Source organism: Winogradskyella haliclonae (assembly GCF_014635865.1).
Classification (GTDB): domain Bacteria; phylum Bacteroidota; class Bacteroidia; order Flavobacteriales; family Flavobacteriaceae; genus Winogradskyella; species Winogradskyella haliclonae.
The window spans coordinates 25695-47168 of the sequence record NZ_BMDQ01000005.1; the positions used below are offsets into that span (position 1 = coordinate 25695).

Annotated in this window: 20 protein-coding genes; 16 read left to right on the top strand and 4 right to left on the bottom strand. The window is 32.5% G+C overall.

Annotated elements, in window-relative coordinates; genetic code table 11:
- The first annotated feature begins 28 nt into the window (after nt 1-28).
- The 4 genes from IEV10_RS13605 (at nt 29) to IEV10_RS13620 (ending at nt 3022) form a co-directional block, all read left to right on the top strand.
- Nucleotides 29-625: a TetR/AcrR family transcriptional regulator gene (locus tag IEV10_RS13605; RefSeq protein ID WP_188375286.1), complete on the top strand. Its 597-nt coding sequence runs from the start codon at nt 29-31 to the stop codon at nt 623-625.
- 53 nt (nt 626-678) lie between these two features.
- Nucleotides 679-1152, top strand: coding sequence for an acyl-CoA thioesterase (locus IEV10_RS13610; protein WP_188375287.1), 474 nt, complete (start codon nt 679-681; stop codon nt 1150-1152).
- Between the two features lie 205 nt (nt 1153-1357).
- The gene (deoC, locus tag IEV10_RS13615; RefSeq protein ID WP_188375288.1) at nt 1358-2020 is read left to right on the top strand and encodes a deoxyribose-phosphate aldolase; all 663 of its coding nucleotides are present in this window, start codon (nt 1358-1360) and stop codon (nt 2018-2020) included.
- Between the two features lie 111 nt (nt 2021-2131).
- On the top strand, nt 2132-3022 hold the full coding sequence (locus IEV10_RS13620) for a histidine phosphatase family protein (RefSeq protein ID WP_188375289.1): 891 nt from the start codon (nt 2132-2134) through the stop codon (nt 3020-3022).
- Here the strand turns inward: IEV10_RS13620 and IEV10_RS13625 are convergent.
- Nucleotides 3008-3775: a DUF6503 family protein gene (locus IEV10_RS13625; protein WP_188375290.1), complete on the bottom strand. Its 768-nt coding sequence runs from the start codon at nt 3773-3775 to the stop codon at nt 3008-3010. The two genes, IEV10_RS13620 and IEV10_RS13625, sit on opposite strands and share 15 nt — an antisense overlap.
- A 115-nt stretch (nt 3776-3890) precedes the next feature.
- On the opposite strand from IEV10_RS13625, the gene smpB reads away from it, so the two are divergent.
- From smpB to IEV10_RS13645, 4 genes are all read left to right on the top strand, one after another.
- Nucleotides 3891-4349: an SsrA-binding protein SmpB gene (gene smpB / locus IEV10_RS13630; RefSeq protein ID WP_188375291.1), complete on the top strand. Its 459-nt coding sequence runs from the start codon at nt 3891-3893 to the stop codon at nt 4347-4349.
- 112 nt (nt 4350-4461) lie between these two features.
- On the top strand, nt 4462-6921 hold the full coding sequence (locus tag IEV10_RS13635; protein ID WP_188375292.1) for a DUF5686 and carboxypeptidase regulatory-like domain-containing protein: 2460 nt from the start codon (nt 4462-4464) through the stop codon (nt 6919-6921).
- A 15-nt stretch (nt 6922-6936) separates the two neighbouring features.
- Nucleotides 6937-7461: a hypothetical protein gene (locus IEV10_RS13640; protein ID WP_188375293.1), complete on the top strand. Its 525-nt coding sequence runs from the start codon at nt 6937-6939 to the stop codon at nt 7459-7461.
- Between the two features lie 94 nt (nt 7462-7555).
- Nucleotides 7556-9379, top strand: coding sequence for a Xaa-Pro dipeptidyl-peptidase (locus tag IEV10_RS13645; RefSeq protein ID WP_188375294.1), 1824 nt, complete (start codon nt 7556-7558; stop codon nt 9377-9379).
- Here the strand turns inward: IEV10_RS13645 and IEV10_RS13650 are convergent.
- Nucleotides 9376-10017, bottom strand: coding sequence for a protein-L-isoaspartate(D-aspartate) O-methyltransferase (locus IEV10_RS13650; RefSeq protein ID WP_188375295.1), 642 nt, complete (start codon nt 10015-10017; stop codon nt 9376-9378). The genes IEV10_RS13645 and IEV10_RS13650 overlap by 4 nt on opposite strands.
- A 152-nt stretch (nt 10018-10169) precedes the next feature.
- On the opposite strand from IEV10_RS13650, the gene IEV10_RS13655 reads away from it, so the two are divergent.
- The 8 genes from IEV10_RS13655 to miaA all read left to right on the top strand — a co-directional run bounded on the left by IEV10_RS13655 (nt 10170) and on the right by miaA (nt 19149).
- On the top strand, nt 10170-11129 hold the full coding sequence (locus IEV10_RS13655) for a Gfo/Idh/MocA family protein (protein ID WP_188375296.1): 960 nt from the start codon (nt 10170-10172) through the stop codon (nt 11127-11129).
- Nucleotides 11130-11186: 57 nt separating this feature from the next.
- Nucleotides 11187-12074: a 3-hydroxyacyl-CoA dehydrogenase family protein gene (locus IEV10_RS13660; protein ID WP_188375297.1), complete on the top strand. Its 888-nt coding sequence runs from the start codon at nt 11187-11189 to the stop codon at nt 12072-12074.
- 12 nt (nt 12075-12086) lie between these two features.
- Nucleotides 12087-13325: a DUF1015 domain-containing protein gene (locus tag IEV10_RS13665; protein ID WP_188375298.1), complete on the top strand. Its 1239-nt coding sequence runs from the start codon at nt 12087-12089 to the stop codon at nt 13323-13325.
- Nucleotides 13326-13334: 9 nt separating this feature from the next.
- Nucleotides 13335-14003 carry a YggS family pyridoxal phosphate-dependent enzyme gene (locus tag IEV10_RS13670; RefSeq protein ID WP_188375299.1) on the top strand — a complete coding sequence of 223 codons (669 nt, stop codon included), beginning with the start codon at nt 13335-13337 and terminating at the stop codon, nt 14001-14003.
- A 67-nt stretch (nt 14004-14070) separates the two neighbouring features.
- Nucleotides 14071-15435, top strand: a complete 1365-nt coding sequence (locus tag IEV10_RS13675) for a 3'-5' exonuclease family protein (RefSeq protein ID WP_188375350.1) — start codon at nt 14071-14073, stop codon at nt 15433-15435.
- Between the two features lie 2 nt (nt 15436-15437).
- A complete protein-coding gene (locus IEV10_RS13680; RefSeq protein WP_188375300.1) occupies nt 15438-17384 on the top strand; it encodes a DUF3858 domain-containing protein in 1947 nt (648 codons plus the stop codon).
- A gap of 21 nt (nt 17385-17405) precedes the next feature.
- Nucleotides 17406-18239 (top strand): ion transporter, encoded by an 834-nt coding sequence (locus tag IEV10_RS13685; RefSeq protein WP_188375351.1) that lies wholly within the window; start codon nt 17406-17408, stop codon nt 18237-18239.
- The gene (gene miaA, locus IEV10_RS13690; protein ID WP_188375301.1) at nt 18229-19149 is read left to right on the top strand and encodes a tRNA (adenosine(37)-N6)-dimethylallyltransferase MiaA; all 921 of its coding nucleotides are present in this window, start codon (nt 18229-18231) and stop codon (nt 19147-19149) included. The genes IEV10_RS13685 and miaA overlap by 11 nt, the downstream gene beginning before the upstream one ends.
- A 27-nt stretch (nt 19150-19176) precedes the next feature.
- Here miaA and IEV10_RS13695 read toward each other — a convergent pair whose 3' ends face one another.
- Both IEV10_RS13695 and IEV10_RS13700 read right to left on the bottom strand, forming a co-directional pair.
- Entirely contained in the window at nt 19177-19881 is a 705-nt protein-coding gene (locus tag IEV10_RS13695) for a response regulator transcription factor (RefSeq protein ID WP_188375302.1), read from the bottom strand.
- A gap of 4 nt (nt 19882-19885) precedes the next feature.
- Entirely contained in the window at nt 19886-21460 is a 1575-nt protein-coding gene (locus tag IEV10_RS13700; RefSeq protein WP_188375303.1) for a sensor histidine kinase, read from the bottom strand.
- Nucleotides 21461-21474: the final 14 nt, after the last annotated feature.

Sequence of the window (21474 nt, forward strand, 5' to 3'; positions counted from 1 at the left end):
ATTGGTATATTTTTTTTATATTTGAATTATGCTAACAAAAGCAGAATATACAAAACAACATATCTTAGAGACAGTTGCACCAATTTTTAATAAAAATGGTTATGCAGCTACAAGTCTAAGTGATGTTACTAAGGCCACTGGATTAACTAAGGGTGCCATCTATGGTAATTTTAAAAATAAAGAAGAATTAGCTGTAGCTGCTTTTAAACACACAGTTAAAAAGTTAATGTCTCATATCTCTTCTTATATTGAAAAGAGTGAATCTCCTATTCAAAAACTATATCTCATAGCAGATTTTTATAAAAACTACTATAGCTTGAGTAAAACATATGGTGGTTGTCCTGTATTAAATATAGGTGTAGATGCGAACAATCAAAACTCAGAGTTGTTAGAAAAAGTTAGGGTTGTTATTGAGCGAATTCAAGACCAAGTTGCAACCATTATAGAAGATGGTATAGAAGCTGGTGAGATTTCTATAGAAATTAATGCTATGCAATACGCAAAACGAATAGATTCAATGATTCAAGGCGCTATTTTTATGACCTATACTATGGACGATGAATTCTACATGAAAGATACCATGAAACAAATAGAAGATATGATTACTAATGAATTAAAAGCTTAATATTTTTTTAATCAATAATATACCGATTGGTATATTTTAAAAACAACTAAAAAATGAACTTACCAAAAACTGTAGAGAGTAAAACAAAAATTAGATTTCAAGATTGTGATCCATTTAATCATTTAAACAACGGCAAATACATAGACTATTATATGAATCACCGTGAAGATGAATTAATAAACGCTTATGATCTAGATATTTATAAAATGGCAAAATTTCAAGGTAAAAGTTGGGTATCTAATAGCAACCAAATCGCTTATTTAAGACCAGCTTTACTTATGGAAACTGTAATTATCGAATCGCAACTTATATATTTTGACGATAGTCATCTAAAAGCAGAAATGAGAATGTATAATAAAGACAAAACTCAATTAAAATCTATTATTTGGTGCGGTTTTACACATTACAATCTAATGACACAAAAAAGAGAAATGCATTCTGAAGATATGCTTAACTTATTTAATAGTATCATAAATCCAATAGAGCAAAACACTTTTGAAGAGCGACTATCAAGCTTCAAATCTTAACATTTAACAAATTAATTTACAATTATTTACAAATTATTCGATGAAATGCATAGTAAAAAACCAACAAATACTTTCATTTTATCGGATAAATTGTTAATTTTGTCGAGCTAATTAATTCCAATACAGCTTTAAGGCAAGGTTAGTTTCTTGTCAAAGTTTTCCCTTTACTCTTAATAGAGTACCAACCTTTTTTTGAAGTATTATCATGGAATTAAACGCACATATAGACCACACATTATTAAAATCTACAGCCACAGAAAAAGAGATTATAAAACTATGTAATGAAGCTATTACCTATAACTTCCATTCTGTTTGTGTTAATAGTTGTTACATTCCTATAGCTAAGCAAGTATTAAAAGAAACACCAGTAGGCATTTGTACAGTCGTTGGTTTTCCTCTAGGTGCTATGTCCACTCAAGCAAAAATTTATGAAGCTAAACAAGCCATAGAAAATGGCGCAACAGAGATTGATATGGTGATGAATATTGGGTTTCTAAAAAGTAGAAACTATGTTGCTGTCTTAAAAGACATTAATGATGTTAAATCTGCAATTGGCGCAATACCCTTAAAAGTTATCTTAGAAATTAGTGAGCTTTCAAAAAATGAAATTGTTAGAGCTTGTGAAATTTGCATTGATGCAAAAGCAGATTTTGTAAAAACCTCAACCGGTTTTTCTGGAAGTGGTGCTACCCTAACTGCTGTGAAGATTATGAAAAAAACAGTAAAAGGTCAAGCAAAAATAAAAGCATCTGGTGGCATTAGAAGTTATGCTTCAGCTTTAAAATATTTTGAAGCTGGTGTTGATAGAATAGGCACTTCGGCTAGCGTAGCTATGATGAATAATCAAAATTTAAAAGTAGCCAACTGATCTTTTAATACATATCTAAGGGGCTAAGAAAATTATATTTTAACATAGCATTTTTAGTAACTCTAATTTTCTAGTATATATTTGAAGTAACCATAATACTTTAATATTACCATGAAATCTCTCTACTCCACCTTACTTTTTATATGTATTACATTATTTGCTTTTGGACAAGAAGCATCCGACAAAACCCAAATTGAGACCACATTAAATAATTACATAGATGGTTTTTATCAAGGCGATACTTTAAAATTAAAGGCAGCTCTAAAACCAAGACTTTATAAGTTTGGTTACTTAAAAGATAAAGAAACTGGAGACTACAACTATTATCAAGATTTGCCTTATGACAAAGCTTTGGCATTAGCACAACGCATAAAAGACCAAGGTATGACGCGTACCGAAACTGAAATGCGCGGTGTTAAAGTTTTGGAAATTGCCAATCATATTGCTACAGCAAGAGTTACAGGCGCTTGGGGTTTAGATTATGTCTTGTTATCTAAAGACGATAACAAATGGATGATTGAGCAAGTCATCTGGGAAGGCCCATTCCTCAAAGAATATAAAGACGAAAGTACAACGACTTACTACCTTATTAGACATGCTGAAAAAGACCGTTCAGATAAAACCAACCGCAATCCTCATTTAACTGAAAAAGGCTTAAAACGCGCCGATAATTGGGCAACTGTACTTAAAGATGTAAAGTTTGACGCAGTGTATTCTACAGACTATAATCGCACTAAAGAAACCGCTTTACCAACTGCAAAGTCTCTTGGCTTAGAGTTACAACTTTATGACCCTCGCAACATGAATATGAAACAATTCATGAAAGATACGAAAGGAAAAAAAGTATTAATTGTTGGTCATAGTAATACCACACCTCTATTTACTAATGGCTTATTAGGTAAGAAGAAATACGATATGATGTCTGATGATAATAACGGTGGATTATATATTGTCACCATTACCAATGGCGACAAATCATCTATGTTGTTACAGGTCAATTAAATCTACCTCAACATTTTCGAGTACTATCTTAGAAAGTAGTTTTAGTTGATTATTATCAAAAGCCTTCGCTAAATCCTGAAGCTTTATGTCTGGTGCTTCACTTTTGTAATTGTTATAATCCACAAAGCGAAGACCTTTGACATAGCGCTCGTTATAAGCTTCTCGAAAACGCATGCCTTTGCCGTCATCTTCGTTATAAGAATACGCCAGATAATCTGGTTTATAGGTTGCTTTATTTATCCAATAGATAAAAACATCTTCAAAATCTTCACCACCTCCTTCTTGGTCAAATGTGACCTGTATTTTATAGTAGTCATTTTCTTTAATATGCTCCTCGCCTATTAGTGTCTTATTAACAGCTTTATCATTTAAACCATAAGGTAATGATGCAAAATATTGTACCGAGTTTATACTACTTATGTATTTTGACACCATACTATCTGCAACTCTAACTTTCAGAACACCTTCTCTAGTTCTTTCAAATCCATTATTAGTTAATATATCATGTATTGCAGTCAAACTATCTTGAAACCTTCTTTCAAAATGATAATTTCCATTATTTCTAGAAATAAAATATTCCTTATTTCTAAAATTAAATACCGCATTAGAATTCTCAAACTTATCTCCACCAGCTACTTTAATAGATTTATTAACTATTTCATCAGCCGTTAAAGTTTTTACTTCAACATTAGAGGTGTTATTCTTACAGTTTATAAATAGTAATGATAGTAAGAGGATATATAAATATTTCATGTTAAAATTTAAAATTTTGTTGTCGTAAAAATATACTATTCCTTGCAAGATAGCGTCCATAAACTTTTCGCTTATAACTTTTCACTTATAACTTTTAAAACTAAATTTGCCACAGATGCAACAGAAGATTAACATACTTAACAAAAAGGCAAAATTCCAATACGAAATCCTAGATAGGTATACTGCTGGAATTGTGTTATCTGGAACAGAAATAAAATCCATCCGTTCTAGCAGAGCTTCTATTGCCGAAAGCTTCTGTGAATTTAATGAGCAAGGCGAAATTTTTGTTATAAACATGACTATTGAAGAATACGCGCATGGCAATTACTACAATCATGCGCCAAAAGCGACTCGCAAACTTCTTCTCAACAAACGTGAACTGAAAAAGTTAGAAAAAGAAGTCAATATAAAAGGAAATGCTATTATCCCATTACGTTTATTTATTAATGAAAAAGGATTGGCTAAATTAGATATTGCCTTAGCTAAAGGAAAAAAACTCTACGATAAGCGCGAGACCATTAAAGATCGTGATAACAAGCGCAACTTAGACCGAATTAAGAAAAATTTTAAATAAATTTAGCATACCTCTAACGTTAACTCGTAAGACTTTAATCTAAGTTTGATTTTTGTAGGCAACCCTTTTTATAAACCCTGCGTCTATATAACTGAACCATCAATTAAAAAACATGCAAAAATCTTTACTTTCAATTCTATTCATTTTTATTTCATTAATAGCTTTTTCACAAATCAAAGGAAACATTACAGATGACAAAAATCAAGCGCTTCCGTTTGTAAATGTATTTATAGAGAACACTTACAAAGGAACTACGACCAATGATGCTGGTTATTATGAGCTTAATATCACTGAAAAGAAAAGCTATAATCTAGTGTTTCAGTATTTAGGTTACAAAACCGTTAAAAAAACCATTAATATTACGGAATTGCCTTTTACTCTAAACATCACCCTAGAAGAAGAAAACGTATCGCTGGATGAAGTCGTTATTAATGCTGAAGAGAATCCGGCAAATGTCATTATGCGCCAAGTTATAGCCAAACGAAAAGAAAATCTTGAAAAGATAGAAAGTTATAAAGCAGATTTTTATTCTCGTGGTTTAATGCGAATAAAAGACGCGCCTGAGAAGTTTTTTGGACAAGAAGTAGAAATTGAAGGCTTAGATTCTACTCGTAGCGGTATTCTTTACCTATCTGAAACGATTTCGAAAATTCAATATTTAAGACCAAACCGTCTTAAAGAAAAGATTACCGCATCAAAAGTAAGTGGCGATGACAACGGTTTTAGCTTCAACAATGCACAAGATGTAGATTTTAACTTGTACAACAATACTATTTCTCTTGGGAACGAAATTATCTCTCCTATTGCTAACAATGCTTTTGGATACTACCGTTACAATTTAGATGGCGTTTTCTATGATGATCGTGGAAACCTCATCAATAAAATAAAAGTAACTCCTAAACGTGAGAACGACCCTATTTTTTCGGGTTACATATATATAGTAGAAGACCAATGGACTTTATATGCTTTAGAGTTAGACATCACAGGCGAGCAAGCTAGAATTCCTGTTGCAGATATCATAACATTAAAACAAAACTTCTCTTACTCCGAAGCAAATAGCATATGGGCTTTAATTTCTCAAAGTATAGACTTTAGCTATGGTATATTTGGTATTAAAGGTGATGGTCGTTTCACAGCGGTTTACAGTAATTACGAATTTAATTTACCACTCACCAAGAAAGATTTTGGGCGCGAATTGGTAGCTTTTGAAAGCGAAGCCAATAAAAAAGACTCCTTATTCTGGAATACCATTAGACCAGTTCCGTTAACCAAAGAAGAAAAAGTAGATTATGTAAAAAAGGATAGTATTCAGCTCGTAAAAGAGTCTAAACCATACCTCGATTCTATAGACAGAGCTCGAAATAAATTTAAACTTGGTGACCTTTTAGGGTATACCTATCAAAATTCTCATAAAGATTACCGCCTTGGTTTTGATATCCCAATTGGTGGTATTCAGTTTAACACTGTACAAGGTTGGAATGCTAGAGCAAACGTATTTTACAGAAAAAATTATGACGATTTTAAGCGTTATTTCTCTGCTAATGGTTCTATTAACTACGGGTTTTCAGATAAGCGTTTGCGTGCAAGAGGGTCTCTAACTTATAAATTCAATGATATTAGTCGTTCATTTTTAACGCTTTCAGGAGGAGTAGAAACCAGACAATTCAATGGGTCTAATCCAATTAGTCCAATCGAAAATACAGTGGCTTCGTTAGGCTTTATAGAAAACTATTTAAAGATTTACGAACGCCAATTTGTACAGCTTAATTATTCCGAAGAATTGTTTAATGGTTTTAGGCTGTACTCAGATATCAGCTATGAGAAACGAAATGCGCTTTTCAATACTACTGACCAAACGTTCTATCCTGAAGATAATAAGTCCTATACAAGCAATAACCCAATAAACGAAACTGCTTTTGGTGTTGCATCATTTGAAAATCATAATATTATAAAATTCAATGTTTCGGCAAGAATCAATTTTGGTCAGAATTACTTGAGTTATCCAGATAGTAAGTTCAATATATCTAGTAGTAAGTATCCAACACTTTTTGTGGGTTATGAAAAAGGACTAGGCGCTACAAATAGCGATTATAATTTTGATCAAGTCAAAGCGCGATTATATCAATCTTTCACTATTGGAAACAAAGGACGTTTTGCCTATAACATAAGAGGTGGAAAGTTTTTTAATGCTGATGACATTGCCTTTATGGATTTTCAACATTTTAATGGTAACCAAATTAATTTTAGTCGTCGCGGCAACTACACCAATGTCTTTAACAATCTAGGTTATTACGATTTAAGCACTAATGATAGCTATCTAGAAATGCATGCTGAACATGATTTTAATGGTTTTATTTTAGGTAAGATTCCATTATTGAATAAATTAAATTTTAACCTCGTTGTTGGTGCGCATAACCTAGCAACACCAGATAACAAGCCTTATCAAGAATTTACTATTGGCTTAGACAATATTGGTTGGGGCAAATGGCGTTTTTTAAGATTTGATTATATTAGGTCATACCAAAATGGGTATCTGGGTGATGCATTTGTTTTTGGTTTGAAATTTTTCTAAGTTAAAAATTGAATCATGAAAAAATTAATACTTCTCTTTATTCTTACAATAGGGCTTAATCTTCCTGCTCAAGAAAAAACTCAAGACTACTCCAAAAATGTAGCCACGCTCGACAGCACCATCGAAACCTTATACAGTGTCATCTCTGGAGATAAAGGTGTTGAGCGCAATTGGGAACTATTTAAACATTTATTTCATCCAGATGCAAAATTGATTCCTACAGGAAAGAATAGAGAAGGTCAAACCATTGCCCGATATATGTCTCCAGAAGATTACATAAAAACCTCAGGAAAATGGTTGTACGAAAATGGTTTTCATGAAGTAGAACTTAACCGAACAGCTGATACTTTTGGTAATATTACGCAAGTATTTAGTACATACGAATCGTTTAGAAGCAAGAGTGATACCACCCCTTTTATGCGAGGTATTAATAGTATTCAATTACTAAATGATGCTAAGCGTTGGTGGATTGTAAATATTTATTGGATGCAAGAATCTGAAGCCTCACCTATTCCTAGTGAGTATCTACCAAAACAATAATTCGTTTTGTATCAATCGCAAAACAAATCCTAAAGTCATTTGACGTCTGCGATATAGTACTTACATTTAGCATCCTTAACACAAACCTTTACTCATGCAAAATTCATTTTCGGCTAAAGTATTAGCCTTTATAGCCATTTCAATTTCATTTGTATCTATTTCACAAGAAAAAGCTAAACCAATTTTTAAAGATGGTGAAGCACAAATTGTTGAAGCGTTTAGCGATGCCTCAAAATATTTAAGACACGACCTTTGGGTAGAAACAGAATTTGATACCGATGGTGATGGTGAGCTAGACCGTATGCATGTTTCAGTGACACGACCTGAACAAACAGAATCTGAAGGATTAAAATTACCTATTATTTATGTCACAAGTCCTTATTTTGCTGGTGTAGCTGGTGACGAACCTGGAACCATGTGGGATGTAAAAATCGAATTGGGAGCATCTGCCAAAGAGCGTCATCATCCAGAAGTAAAACGTCGAGGAAAACGACCAATAATTTCAAATTCTCACATAAGAAAATGGGTACCGAGAGGTTATATTGTTGTACACTCATCTTCTCCTGGAACAGGTTTATCTGATGGAGCTCCTACAATTGGTGGTCTCAACGAAGAGTTAGCGCCCAAAGCAGTTGTACAATGGTTGACAGGTAAGGCAAAAGGGTTTACTCAGCGCAACGGAAATGAAGAGATTAAAGCCTATTGGTCTACTGGAAAAGTTGGAATGACTGGTACATCTTATAATGGAACACTTCCGTTAGCAGCTGCCACAACTGGTGTTGATGGCTTAGAAGTTATCATACCTATTGCACCAAACACATCCTCATATCATTATTACCGCTCTAATGGTTTGGTACGCTCTCCAGGTGGTTATTTAGGCGAAGATATAGATGTGCTTTATGATTTTGTACATAGTGGTGATGAAGATAAACGTGCTTACAACAATAAAACAATCAGAGATACAGAATTAATGAACGGTATGGACCGTGAAACGGGAGATATGAATGATTTTTGGTACAACCGCGACTATTTACCAAAAATGAAGAACATGAAAGCTGCAATGTTGATGTCTCATGGTTTTAATGATTGGAATGTTATGCCAGAACATAGCTATCGTATATACATGAAAGCCAAAGACATGGGCTTACCAACAGCAATATACTACCATCAAAACGGTCATGGAGGACCGCCTCCGACATCAATGATGAACAAATGGTTTACAAAATACTTACATGGTATTGATAATGGTATTAATAATGAAGAAAACAAAGCCTATATCGTAAGAGAATATGATGACAGGCAAAAACCAACAGCATACAAAGATTATCCAAATCCTGAAGCTGAAGCTGTGACTTTAAATTTAACTTCTGGTGGAAATAAAGTTGGAAGCTTGACAACATCAAAAGCGAAAAAAGTCACTGAAACACTCACTGACAATGTCAGTTTTTCTTGGAAAGATTTGGCAAAAGCTGAAACATCTCAAAACCGCTTATTATATGTTACGAATCCATTAAAAGAAGATTTGCATATTTCTGGAGTCCCTAAAGTAAGTATGACGTTGAGCAGCAGTAAAAAAGCAGCGAACCTATCGGTTTACTTGGTATCATTACCACTAGAAGAAGGAAAAATCACAGACAACTTAATCACCAGAAGTTGGGCTGACCCAAAAAACCATAAGTCCTTAACTGACGAGGAAAATTTAAAACCAGGGAAATTTTACACTGTAAATTTCGATTTACAACCAGATGACCAAATTATAAAAAAGGGACAGCAAATAGGTCTTATGATTTTTTCTAGTGACCCAGAATTTACACTACATCCAAAAGCAGGAACAGAGCTGTCTATTAAACTAGATAAAACCTCGATTACTTTACCAGTCGTTGGCGGACAAACTGCATATAAAAAAGCGGTAAACTAGTTCTTATCCTCCAAAAGCGGTACAAAGCGAAATTCGCCAAGTTCATGCTTTTCAAACTCTTTAGGCCCTTTTCTTATGAAAAGGGTCATTATTTGTATATCCTCACCTACTGGTATCACCAAACGTCCTCCTATTTCCAATTGAGATAGCAATGGATTAGGCACAAAAGGTGCACCTGCAGTGACAATAATACTTTTAAAAGGTGCTTCTTCTTCAAGACCTTTATAACCATCGCCAAAAACCAACTTCTTAGCACGGTAACCTATCTTTGGTAAAAACTTTGAAGTCTTCTTAAATAATTCTTGTTGACGCTCAATACTATATACTTTAGCACCAAGTTCTAACAAAACAGCAGTTTGGTAACCACTACCCGTTCCAATTTCTAAGACCTTATCTCCGCGTTTCACGGCCATTAATTCAGATTGAAAAGCTACAGTATAGGGTTGAGAAATCGTCTGGTCCGCAGCAATAGGAAATGCTTTATCTTGATACGCATGGTCTATAAATCCTGAATCCATAAACAAATGCCTTGGAATCTTTCCAATAGCCGCTAACACGTTTTGGTCTTTAATGCCTTTTTTTACAAGTGTTTCGACCAATTGTTGGCGCATACCTTGATGCTTAAATGTATCTTTCAAAATGGTAGTTTAGTTGTTGCTAAAGTAATTCAACAAACAGCAAATTCCAACATATTTTTAATCTTCAAACCATTATATAATTAATCGTTTTTTATAAGCTCATTTTCATATTTCTCAATGAAAACGATTATTTTTGTGAAAAACAGAAAAACATGCTAAATGCTGGTGTTCTCGGTGCTGGTCACCTTGGAAAAATTCATCTAAGATTACTCAATCAATCTCATAAATATAATTTAGTCGGCTTTTACGATGCTGACCCAGAAAATGCTCAAAAAGTTGTTGAAGAGTTTGGTTACAAATACTTTGATACAATTGAAGCTTTAATTGAAGCTGTAGATGTTGTAGATATTGTAACACCAACACTTAGCCATTACGATTGTGCAAAACAGGCCATTGCTAGTGGTAAACACATATTTATAGAAAAACCCATTACAAATACTGTAGAAGAAGCAGAAGCCATAAGAACTTTAGTAGCTGAGCATGGTGTAAAAGGACAAGTTGGTCATGTTGAGCGCTTTAACCCTGCTTTTATTGGCGTAAAAGACCAAATAGAGAACCCTATGTTTATAGAGACACATCGTCTCGCTGAGTTTAATCCTCGCGGAACAGATGTGCCTGTTGTATTGGATTTAATGATTCATGATATTGATATTATCTTAAGTGTTGTTGATTCTCCTGTAAAGCATATTTCGGCAAGCGGTGTTTCTGTTATTAGCGAAACTCCTGATATTGCAAATGCTCGCATAGAATTTAAAAACGGATGTGTTGCAAACTTAACAGCAAGTCGTATTTCGTTAAAAAATATGCGTAAGACCCGTTTCTTTCAGAAAGATGCCTACATTTCGGTTGATTTCTTAGAAAAGAAATGCGAGGTCGTAAAAATGAAAGATGCCCCAGAAAATCCTGGTGATTTTGATATGATTCTTCAAAATGCTGAAGGCATAAAAAAGCAAATCTATTTTGATAACCCTGAAATAGAGAATAACAATGCTATTTTAGATGAATTAGAAACATTTGCAGACGCTATTAATAATAATACCAAACCTGTTGTAACATTGCATGATGGTACTGAGGCATTGCGTGTAGCTAATATGATTATCAATCAGTTTTAATTCTCATAAAACAATTCAAATAAATTCTTATCAAATAAGAGCAAAATATAATTTTCAATGAAAAACGTAGCAGTCATAGGTGCAGGAACAATGGGTAACGGAATTGCCCACACATTTGCCCAATCTGGTTTTAAAGTACAATTAATAGATATTAGCGAAGCCTCATTAAAAAGAGGTATGGATACCATTGCTAAAAATTTAGACCGAATGGTAGCCAAAGAAAAAATAACTGAAGCTGAAAAATCTGAAACTTTAGGAAATATAGAAACCTTTACAAGTATAGCTGAAGGTGTTGAATATGCCAGTTTAGTAGTTGAAGCGGCAACAGAAAATTTAGATTTAAAACTCAAGATATTTAAAGAACTTGATGAGGCCTGTCCTGAGGATACTATTTTAGCCACAAATACATCCTCAATTTCAATCACACAAATCGGTGCGGCAACTTCTAGACCGGAAATGGTTATTGGTATGCATTTTATGAATCCGGTACCAATCATGAAACTAGTTGAAATCATCAGGGGTTATAATACTAGTGATGACGTCACTAATACTATTATGGAGCTATCTAAAACATTAGGTAAAGTCCCTACAGAAGTAAATGATTATCCAGGTTTTGTCGCTAACCGTATTCTAATGCCAATGCTTAACGAAGCTATTGAAACACTATACAATGGTGTTGCTGGTGTCACGGAAATTGACACCGTTATGAAACTTGGTATGGCGCATCCAATGGGGCCATTACAGCTAGCAGATTTTATTGGTCTTGATGTTTGTCTTTCTATATTAAATGTGATGTATGACGGCTTTAAAAACCCTAAATATGCACCATGCCCATTATTAGTAAATATGGTTATGGCAGGTAAACTTGGTGTAAAATCAGGTGAAGGCTTCTATGATTATTCCGAAAGTAGAAAAGCAGAAAAAGTAGCAAAGCAGTTTGCTTAATATTATAATGATTTGGCCAAGATAATTCCGTTTAAAGCTGTTCGTCCAACGCGAGATAAAGTAAGTCTCGTAGCTTCACGCTCCTACCAAAGTTACACCCAAGCAGAACGCGAAGCTCGACTGGATTATAATCCATATTCATTTTTACATATTGTTAATCCTGGTTATAAATATGACAAGGAAATCTCAGGAAAAGAACGTTATCAACTTGTAAAAAACAGGTATCAAGAATTTAAAGAAGATGGTGTTTTTGTTCAAGATAAAAAGGCCGCATTTTATATCTATCGCATTGTAGATAGAGATCATCAGATTTTTAATGGTATTGTAGCTGCGGCTAGTGTTGAAGATTATAAAAATGACGTCATTAAAAAACACGAAGACACCATAGAAAGTCGCGAAATTGTGTTTAAAGATTATCTGAATACAGTGGGGTTTAATGCAGAGCCTGTACTTCTCACCTATCCTGATAATGATGCTATTTCAATTATAATTTCTGAAATTCAGAAGCAACGTGCTGAATTTGAATTTACCACCACATATCGTGACACACATTACCTTTGGCAAATCGATAATGAAAATGACATCAAGGTTATTTCTGATGCATTTGCAAAAATGAAAGTACTTTACATCGCTGATGGGCATCACCGCTCATCATCCTCTTCTTTACTTTGTGAGCATCAAAAGACTGAGAATCCTAATCATTCGGGAGAAGAAACCTATAACTACTTTATGAGTTTTTTAATTCCAGAATCCGAATTAAGACTCCATGAATTTTACAGAGTCGTCAAAGATTTAAACGGATTAACAAAAGAAGAGTTTCTAATTCGACTAGATACAATGTATCGTATAGAGAATCGTGGTATTATGCCATACAAACCGTCAAAACCACATCATTTTAGCATGTATCTAGATGGTGAATTTTACTCGTTATATTTACGCAAGCATAATTATGACTTTAAAACATCATTAGATGATTTAGATGCCCAATTACTTTATCAAACTGTCCTAAAACCTATTTTAGGGATTAATGATTTACGTAACAATACACGTATAGATTATTTAAGTGGAAAAAAAGATATCGTAAACTTAAAAAGTATGGTAGATACTGGAGCGTTTAAAGTTGGATTTGGTATGATCCCTGCAACTATAGAACAAATGAAGGCTATTGCTGACGAAGGTTTAAAAATGCCCCCAAAAAGCACCTATATTGAACCAAAATTAAGAAGTGGTGTTACTATTTATGAGTTTTAAGAATTCGCTATGAGTATTAAAAGCAACCTTCAAAATATAAAATCTCAATTACCAGAACTTGTAACACTTGTTGCCGTTTCTAAAACAAAGCCCATATCAGATTTAATGGAGGCTTATAATGCTGGTCAGCGTATTTTTGGTGAAAATAAAATTCAGGAAATGGCTGAGAAATGGGAAAAAATGCCTAAAGATATTCAATGGCATATGATTGGTCATGTACAGCGTAACAAAGTAAAGTATATGTCAGAATTTGTGAATTTAATTCATGGCGTAGACAGCTTAAAACTGCTAAAAGAGATAAACAAACAAGCAGAAAAACATGGTCGTATAATTGACTGCTTATTTCAAATTAAAATCGCTGAAGAAGATAGTAAGTTTGGTTTATCTGAAGAAGATGTAAAAAAAATTACCGCTTCAGATGAATTTTCAGAATTAGAAAATATTAAAATTATTGGTTTGATGGGCATGGCAACCTTTACTGATAATATGCTACAAGTTAAAGATGAATTTAAATATCTAAAATCAGTTTTTGATAATTTAAAAACTCAAAAATTAAAAAACTGCCAATTAGAAATTATATCAATGGGTATGAGCGGTGATTATAAACTAGCTATTGAATGTGGCAGTAATATGATTAGAGTTGGTAGCAGTATTTTTGGTGCTAGAAATTACAATTAAATGGTCTTTGATACTTCTATAAATACTCCTATCTTTCCTAATAATTATAAATTACATTTCTAGACAAATTTACGCAATATTAGACATAGAAACCACTGGTGGAAAATTTAATGAAGAAGGCATAACAGAAATTGCCATATATAAATTTGATGGTCACGAAATTATCGATCAATTTATTAGCCTAGTAAATCCTGAAAAAGAAATTCAGCCATTTGTAGTTAATCTTACTGGTATTAATAATAAAATGCTTCGTAATGCGCCAAAATTCTACGAAGTGGCTAAGCGAATTGTCGAGATTACTGAAGATTGTATTGTTGTAGCACATAATTCTTCTTTTGATTACCGAATTTTAAAAACCGAATTTCAACGTTTAGGCTTTCCTTTCAAAAGAAAAACACTTTGCACAGTAGAACTATCTAAACAGTTAATTCCGGATATGCCATCTTACAGTTTAGGCAAACTCACTAGATCTTTAGGTATAGCCATAAGTGACAGACATCGTGCAGATGGAGATGCAAAAGCTACTGTTAAGCTCTTTAAAATGCTTCTGAATAAAGACCTTAAAAAGGAAATTATTACTCAGACTGTAAAAACAGAACATAAATCTAAAATAGCGGCCAACCTAAAATCTATTATTGAGGAGTTACCAACAGAAACTGGTGTATATTATATTCATAATGGAGATGGTGATATTATTTATATTGGTAAAAGCAATAACATAAAAAAAAGAATTACTCAACATTTTACTGGTACAAATTCTAAGTCAAAGAAAATTCAAACTTTAGTAAGTTCTGTGACTTATGAACGGACTGGCAGCGAGCTTGTAGCACTTTTAAAAGAAAGCGAAGAAATAAAAAAAAACAAACCCATTCTCAATAGAGCACTTCGTAAAACTATTTTTACACATGCCTTATACCAATTTACTGACCAAAACGGGTATATTAATCTCAAAGTAGATAAAGCTAATAGAGAAGAATTACCTATAACAACATTTACAAATAGGCAAAGTGCTAAAAGTTTTATGCATAGTATTGCTGACAAATACGAATTATGCCAAAAGCTAATAGGCTTATACAAAACCAATTCAAGCTGTTTTAAATATGAGGTTAGAGAATGTGCAGGTGCCTGTGTTCAAGCAGAGTCCACAGAAAACTATAATAAAAAAGTCAACAAGCTTATCGAGTTTCATAGATACGACAATAAAAACATGCTCATTATTGATAGAGGACGATATATTGATGAAAAAAGTGTCGTTGTTGTAGAAAATGGCATTTTTAAAGGCCTAGGATTCTTTGATTTGAATCATCAAATAAATAACACTGATGTTTTACTATCTTTAATAACCCCAATGTCCAACAACAAAGATCATCAGCACATTATTCAGAGTTATGTTAGGCGACATAAAAAAAGACTAAAAATTACAACTTTTTAAATATGAAAAAATTCTGTTTCTGGATTTTAATTTTGTTTTTCTTTACATCATTTTCTCAAGATTATGAGATTGGAATGAGAGTCACTAAACCAGAATTGACGTTAAATACATTTCCAAAAGACCCAACAGCTGAAGCATTAATGATATATGATTACGGAAATGCATTTTTCAATAAGGAAACATGGAGACTAAATGTTGAATTTAAACAAAAACTAAAAATTCTAACAAAAGATGGACTAGATAGAGGTCAAATTGAAATTCCCTTATATGTTGGCAAAAATCCTAAAGAGGCAGTAAAAGATATTTCTGCTAGAGTTTATAACATAGAAAACGGTGAGTTAATAGTATCTAAATTAGAAGAGAATGCTATTTATAGAGAGAAAAATGAAGATTGGGAAATTGTAAGAATTGCTTTTCCAAATGTAAAAGTAGGAAGTATAATTACATACAGTTATACAAAAACCACATCTTATATTAATAAATATCAACCTTGGTATTTTCAACTAGACATTCCTTCACTTTACAGTGAGTTCAATGCAAGTATCCCAGGCAATTATGAATATAATATAAAACTTGTAGGCTCGCTTCCTTTAAAAGTAAATGAAAATAGTATAAAAAATCAATGCTTAGATGCAGGTAGAGGTGTATATGCAAATTGTGGTATATATAAATATATTATGACAGATATCCCTGCATACAAAGCTGAAAAACATACTACCACAAAAGAGAACTACCTCTCAAGAATTGAGTATGAATTAAGTGTATTAAGAAGATTTGACGGATATGTAGATAAAATAACTAAAACTTGGGAAGATGTAGATAATGAATTAAAGGCAGACTCTGATTTTGGTAGACAAATAAATAAGAAAAAATTAGTTAAGGGCATATTACCTACTTCAATATCAAATATTCCAGATAATTTAGAAAAAGCTAAAGCTATTTACCAATTTGTATTAGACAACTATAGTTGGAATAATAAAGCTGGTAGATATGATGCATCTATAAAGCGATTAGTCGAAGAAAAAGGGGGTAACGCCTTTGAAATTAATCTTTTCCTTCAAAATCTATTTTACAGTGTGGGACTAGAATCCTATCCTGTTCTTTTATCTACAAGAGAAAATGGCTTAGCAACAAAAGTCTATCCTGTAATCACTGATTTTAATTATTCAATTGTCAAGTTAGTTATAGATGATGAAGTGTATTTTTTAGATGCTACAAACCCCTACCTAAGCTTTGGAGAATTGCCTTTTTATTGTTTGAATCAATATGGAAGAGTCTATGATATTGAATATGCAAGTTATTGGGAAGATATTTCACCTAAAAAATACTCTACCATTCAATTTGGTGCTAAATATCAAATATCTGATGATGATTTACTAATAGGTAAAGTGAAGATTGATGTGACTGGCTATAAATCACATAATAAGAAAAAAGAATATAGCGAAAACCCCAAACTATATTTAGAATCATTGAAAAGTGACTTCCAGACTGCAACTATTGAGACACACAATGTATTGTCTGAAGACATTAAGGATAATAAGTTTTCTGAAGAAATAGAATTAACCCATGAGGAAGAATTTATAGGTGATAAAATTTTCTTCAATCCATTTATTTATAAGTTTTTCGAAGAAAACCCTTTTAAACTTCAGCAAAGAACTTATCCAATAGATTTTGGTTACAAACAGTCTTATTTATATCTAATTGAGATAGATTTAAAGGATAAATTAAAAGTAGTAGAAGTGCCTAAAAATATGACTTTTGCATTACCTAATAAAACTGGAATAGCTACTTTTTCATGTTCAAAAAATTTAAATAAGCTTTCTGTTTTTTTAAAAATTTCTCTGAATAAAGCTATATATGAAATTGAGTATTATGAATACTTAAAAAACTTTTTGAGTAAAATTGTTGAAATTCAAAACAATACAGTTATTGTATTAGAGAAACAGTAAACTTTCTTTTTGTACATTTAAATCGTGGAATCATCAACTAAACATAATTGGCGATCTAAACTTCATGAAATAATTTATGAAGCGGATACGCACTCAGGAAAACTATTTGATGTTGTTTTGCTTGTGGCAATTATTGCTAGTATTGTATTGGTGATGCTCGAGAGTGTTGAATGGATTGATAATAAATATCATTTTTTCCTTGATACTTCTGAATGGATAATTACCATACTTTTTTCTTTAGAATATATCGCAAGAATTATAAGTGTAAAAAAGCCTCTGAAGTATATTACTAGCTTTTATGGCATAATAGATTTGTTATCCACTATACCAAAATACCTGTCATTACTATTTGTTGGTTCTCACTCATTAGTTGCATTCAGAGCTTTAAGACTATTAAGAGTTTTTAGAATATTAAAGTTAACTAGATATATAGGCGCATCTACAAACTTTGTTAGAGCTCTTAAAACAAGTCGTGCAAAAATTGCAGTTTTCTTATCTTTTGTTGTCATTTTGTGTATTATTCTTGGTACTGTAATGTATCTTGTAGAAAGTAAAGAGAGTGGATTTACAAGCATACCTAGAAGTGTTTATTGGGCTATAGTAACATTAACTACCGTTGGTTATGGAGATATTGCTCCTATTACACCTTTAGGGCAGTTTATAGCTTCAATAATTATGATTATGGGTTATGGAATAATCGCTGTTCCAACAGGGATTGTATCTTCAGAAATGACAAAAGTAAATAAAAATGACGTGCAAACTAATACACAATCATGTTCAAATTGTTTAGCAAGCAATCATCGTGATGAAGCGCAGTTTTGTCATAATTGTGGAAATTCTTTACATGAGATCTAAAACTCTTATCTCAATTGTTGGCCCTACTGGCATTGGCAAAACAGCACTTAGTATTAAACTTGCTTATTGTTTTAATACTGAAATTATTTCTTCAGATTCTAGGCAATTTTTTAAAGAAATGACCATTGGTACTGCAGTTCCAAGTGAAGAAGAACTAAGCAGTGCAAAACATCATTTTATTCAGCATATATCAATCAATGACATCTACAATGTAGGTCAATTTGAGAAAGATGCAATGAGATTATTAGAGCAACTATTCAAAAAACATGATGTTGTAATTATGGTTGGTGGCTCTGCTTTATATTCTAATGCTCTTATTAATGGGCTTGACGAGTTTCCAGAAGTTGCAATAGATATAAGACAAAGTCTAAATAAAAAACTCCAAACTGAAGGTATAAATAGCCTACAACAACAACTAAAAATTTTAGACAAAAAAAGTTATGAAACCATTGCCATAGATAATCCTCAACGACTAATCAGAGCTTTGGAAATCTGTTTAGGTACTGGTAAACCCTATTCAAGCTTTTTGTCTAACTCTAAACGGAAGAGACCTTTTGAAACTATTAGTATTGGTATTAAGGCAGATAGAGAAACTATTTATAATAGAATAAATCAACGTGTAGATATTATGCTAGAGAATGGTTTGCTAAATGAAGCCAAAGCTTTGCAAAAACATAAAGATTTAAATGCATTAAATACAGTAGGCTATAAAGAATTATTCAAATATTTTGAAGGCGAATGGACTTTAGATTTTGCTGTATCAGAAATTAAGAAAAATACAAGACGGTTTGCAAAACGACAACTGACTTGGTACAGAAAAGATGAAAGTATTGCATGGTTTGATTATCAAACACATGTAAATAAAGTCATAGAGCACATAGAAAACAGCATAAAAAAACCAGCAAAATAGCTGGTTTTTTAATTAACACTGTAAAAATTATTTATTTATAACCAAACGGAAACCTTCTCCATGAATGTTTAAAATTTCTACATTTGGGTCTAATTTTAAGTACTTACGTAATTTAGCGATATATACATCCATACTACGAGACGTGAAGTAATTATCATCTCTCCATATTTTTGTTAATGCTAATTCTCTAGGCATTAAATCATTTTCATGAAGTGCCAATAATCTTAATAATTCATTTTCTTTAGGTGATAATTTTTCTGGGTCACCACCATCAAAAGATAAGAAACGTAGCTTAGAGTTTAAATGGAATCTACCAATAACAAACTCAAACTGTTTGCTATCTGCAACACTATCAGTAGCTTTACGCTGCATGATTGCTTTTATCTTCATTAATAAGACTTCACTATCAAAAGGCTTATTTAAATAATCGTCTGCTCCTACTTTATAACCTTTAAGCACATCTTCTTTCATAGCCTTAGCCGTTAGGAAAACAATTGGTACGTCCGTATTTTTTTCACGAATTTCTTTAGCTAATGTAAAACCATCTTTGTAAGGCATCATTACGTCTAGGATACAAAGGTCATAATCGTCTTTTTTAAACTTTTCAAAGCCTTCCATACCGTTCTTAGCATGGACAACATCAAAGTCGTTCATGATTAAATAGTCTTTAAGAACTGTTCCGAAATTTGGATCGTCCTCTACTAGCAGTATTTTTTTATTTTGTTCTTCCATAGTCTTATGATATTAATGGGAGTCTTATTATAAAGGTACTTCCCTTTCCTTTTTCACTTTCTACTGATATATGACCTTGATGGTCTTCTATTATTCGTTTTACATAGGCAAGGCCTAAACCGTGACCTTTTACATTGTGCACATTCCCTGTGTGTTCTCTATAAAATTTTTCAAACACGCGTTTCTGTACTTGCTTTGACATGCCGCTACCTTGATCTGAAATTTTCAAGAGAACATTGTTTCCAATATTTTCTGTAAAAACATCTATTTTGGGCGCATCATTAGAATACTTTATGGCATTATCAAAAACATTCACAATCACATTAGTAAAATGTGTTTCATTTGCCAAAACTGATGATTTTGCAGCATCAAGATGCAGTTTTATGTAACCTTTTCTATCTTCGACAATTAATTGTACATGCGTCATTGCATCTTCAACTATGTCGTGAAGCTTTAAGCGTTCCTTACTAATATTGAGTTCATTTTTTTCAAGCTTAGATATTCTGAGGACATTTTCTACCTGAGCATGCATACGTTTATTCTCGTCTTTTATCATACCTAAGTATCGCAACACCTTTTCTTTATCACCAATAATTTTAGGATTTTTGATAGAATCTAAAGCTAAATTTATTGTTGCAATAGGCGTTTTAAACTCATGTGTCATGTTATTAATAAAATCTGTCTTAATCTGTGATATTTGACGTTGCTTTATTAATTGATATATAGCACTTGTATAAGCTACTATGATTACACTTGTAAAAATGATTGATAAAACTATCATCCAAAGAATAGAAGAAATCAAAAACTTATTACGTTCAGGAAAATCCACCCATAAATTAAACGTACTTTCATTGTTATTATCTAGAAATATTGGAACGCCATATGAGCTAACCGTTTTATCGAAATTGTCACTCCTTATTTGTGTAGAGAGATCTTGATCATATATGGCATATTCAAAATCTATGTCAACACCTTCATTTTTAAGATTTTTTTTTAGTAGCATTTCAACAATTTCAGGACCAATCCTTTTGTTTATAGGATAATCGTAAACAGACATCAGCTCTTTAAAAGTTTCTTTTTGCAAAAATTTTTGAGCATCTGTAGGCATACTATTAACTTGCCTATACTGCTTTAAAGGTGTTGTAGAACCTCTATCTAACGCACTATTACTATATACTTCCGTAACACGTTCGCTAGTTAATTTACTAACGCTCATGCTATCTGCATCTATTTCAAAGAACAATGATGGTATTTTAAAACGCTCTTCTAATATTATATTTTGGTGAACAATTGTTTGGTCATTTTCTTCATCCTCTAACGCTACAAATAAACGTTGAATAAGCGTAGAGTCAGGCTCTTTAGAGTCCTGAAGATAGGGCTGAATTTTTTCGAAATAATTTCTAAACTCTATATCTTCAATAGACTTTGAAACAAAGCTCAACGATCGTTTTACATTTAATGTAAACTGTTGACGCTCATTCTCTAAACTCTTATTAATAAAAAATGACTGAACGAAAATTATACCAATGAGTGATAAGCTCATTAATACCACCAATAACACGAAAAGCTTTTTGTTCATCGGTTCAAATTTAA

Coding starts and splice junctions, on each gene's coding strand:
- IEV10_RS13635 (WP_188375292.1), top strand. CDS start 4,462: ATGCAAAAATCTTTACTTTCAATTCTATTCATTTTTATTTCATTAATA.
- IEV10_RS13605 (WP_188375286.1), top strand. CDS start 29: ATGCTAACAAAAGCAGAATATACAAAACAACATATCTTAGAGACAGTT.
- IEV10_RS13640 (WP_188375293.1), top strand. CDS start 6,937: ATGAAAAAATTAATACTTCTCTTTATTCTTACAATAGGGCTTAATCTT.
- IEV10_RS13645 (WP_188375294.1), top strand. CDS start 7,556: ATGCAAAATTCATTTTCGGCTAAAGTATTAGCCTTTATAGCCATTTCA.
- IEV10_RS13660 (WP_188375297.1), top strand. CDS start 11,187: ATGAAAAACGTAGCAGTCATAGGTGCAGGAACAATGGGTAACGGAATT.
- IEV10_RS13680 (WP_188375300.1), top strand. CDS start 15,438: ATGAAAAAATTCTGTTTCTGGATTTTAATTTTGTTTTTCTTTACATCA.
- deoC (WP_188375288.1), top strand. CDS start 1,358: ATGGAATTAAACGCACATATAGACCACACATTATTAAAATCTACAGCC.
- IEV10_RS13625 (WP_188375290.1), bottom strand. CDS start 3,775: ATGAAATATTTATATATCCTCTTACTATCATTACTATTTATAAACTGT.
- IEV10_RS13670 (WP_188375299.1), top strand. CDS start 13,335: ATGAGTATTAAAAGCAACCTTCAAAATATAAAATCTCAATTACCAGAA.
- IEV10_RS13700 (WP_188375303.1), bottom strand. CDS start 21,460: ATGAACAAAAAGCTTTTCGTGTTATTGGTGGTATTAATGAGCTTATCA.
- IEV10_RS13610 (WP_188375287.1), top strand. CDS start 679: ATGAACTTACCAAAAACTGTAGAGAGTAAAACAAAAATTAGATTTCAA.
- IEV10_RS13695 (WP_188375302.1), bottom strand. CDS start 19,881: ATGGAAGAACAAAATAAAAAAATACTGCTAGTAGAGGACGATCCAAAT.
- miaA (WP_188375301.1), top strand. CDS start 18,229: ATGAGATCTAAAACTCTTATCTCAATTGTTGGCCCTACTGGCATTGGC.
- IEV10_RS13620 (WP_188375289.1), top strand. CDS start 2,132: ATGAAATCTCTCTACTCCACCTTACTTTTTATATGTATTACATTATTT.
- IEV10_RS13655 (WP_188375296.1), top strand. CDS start 10,170: ATGCTAAATGCTGGTGTTCTCGGTGCTGGTCACCTTGGAAAAATTCAT.
- smpB (WP_188375291.1), top strand. CDS start 3,891: ATGCAACAGAAGATTAACATACTTAACAAAAAGGCAAAATTCCAATAC.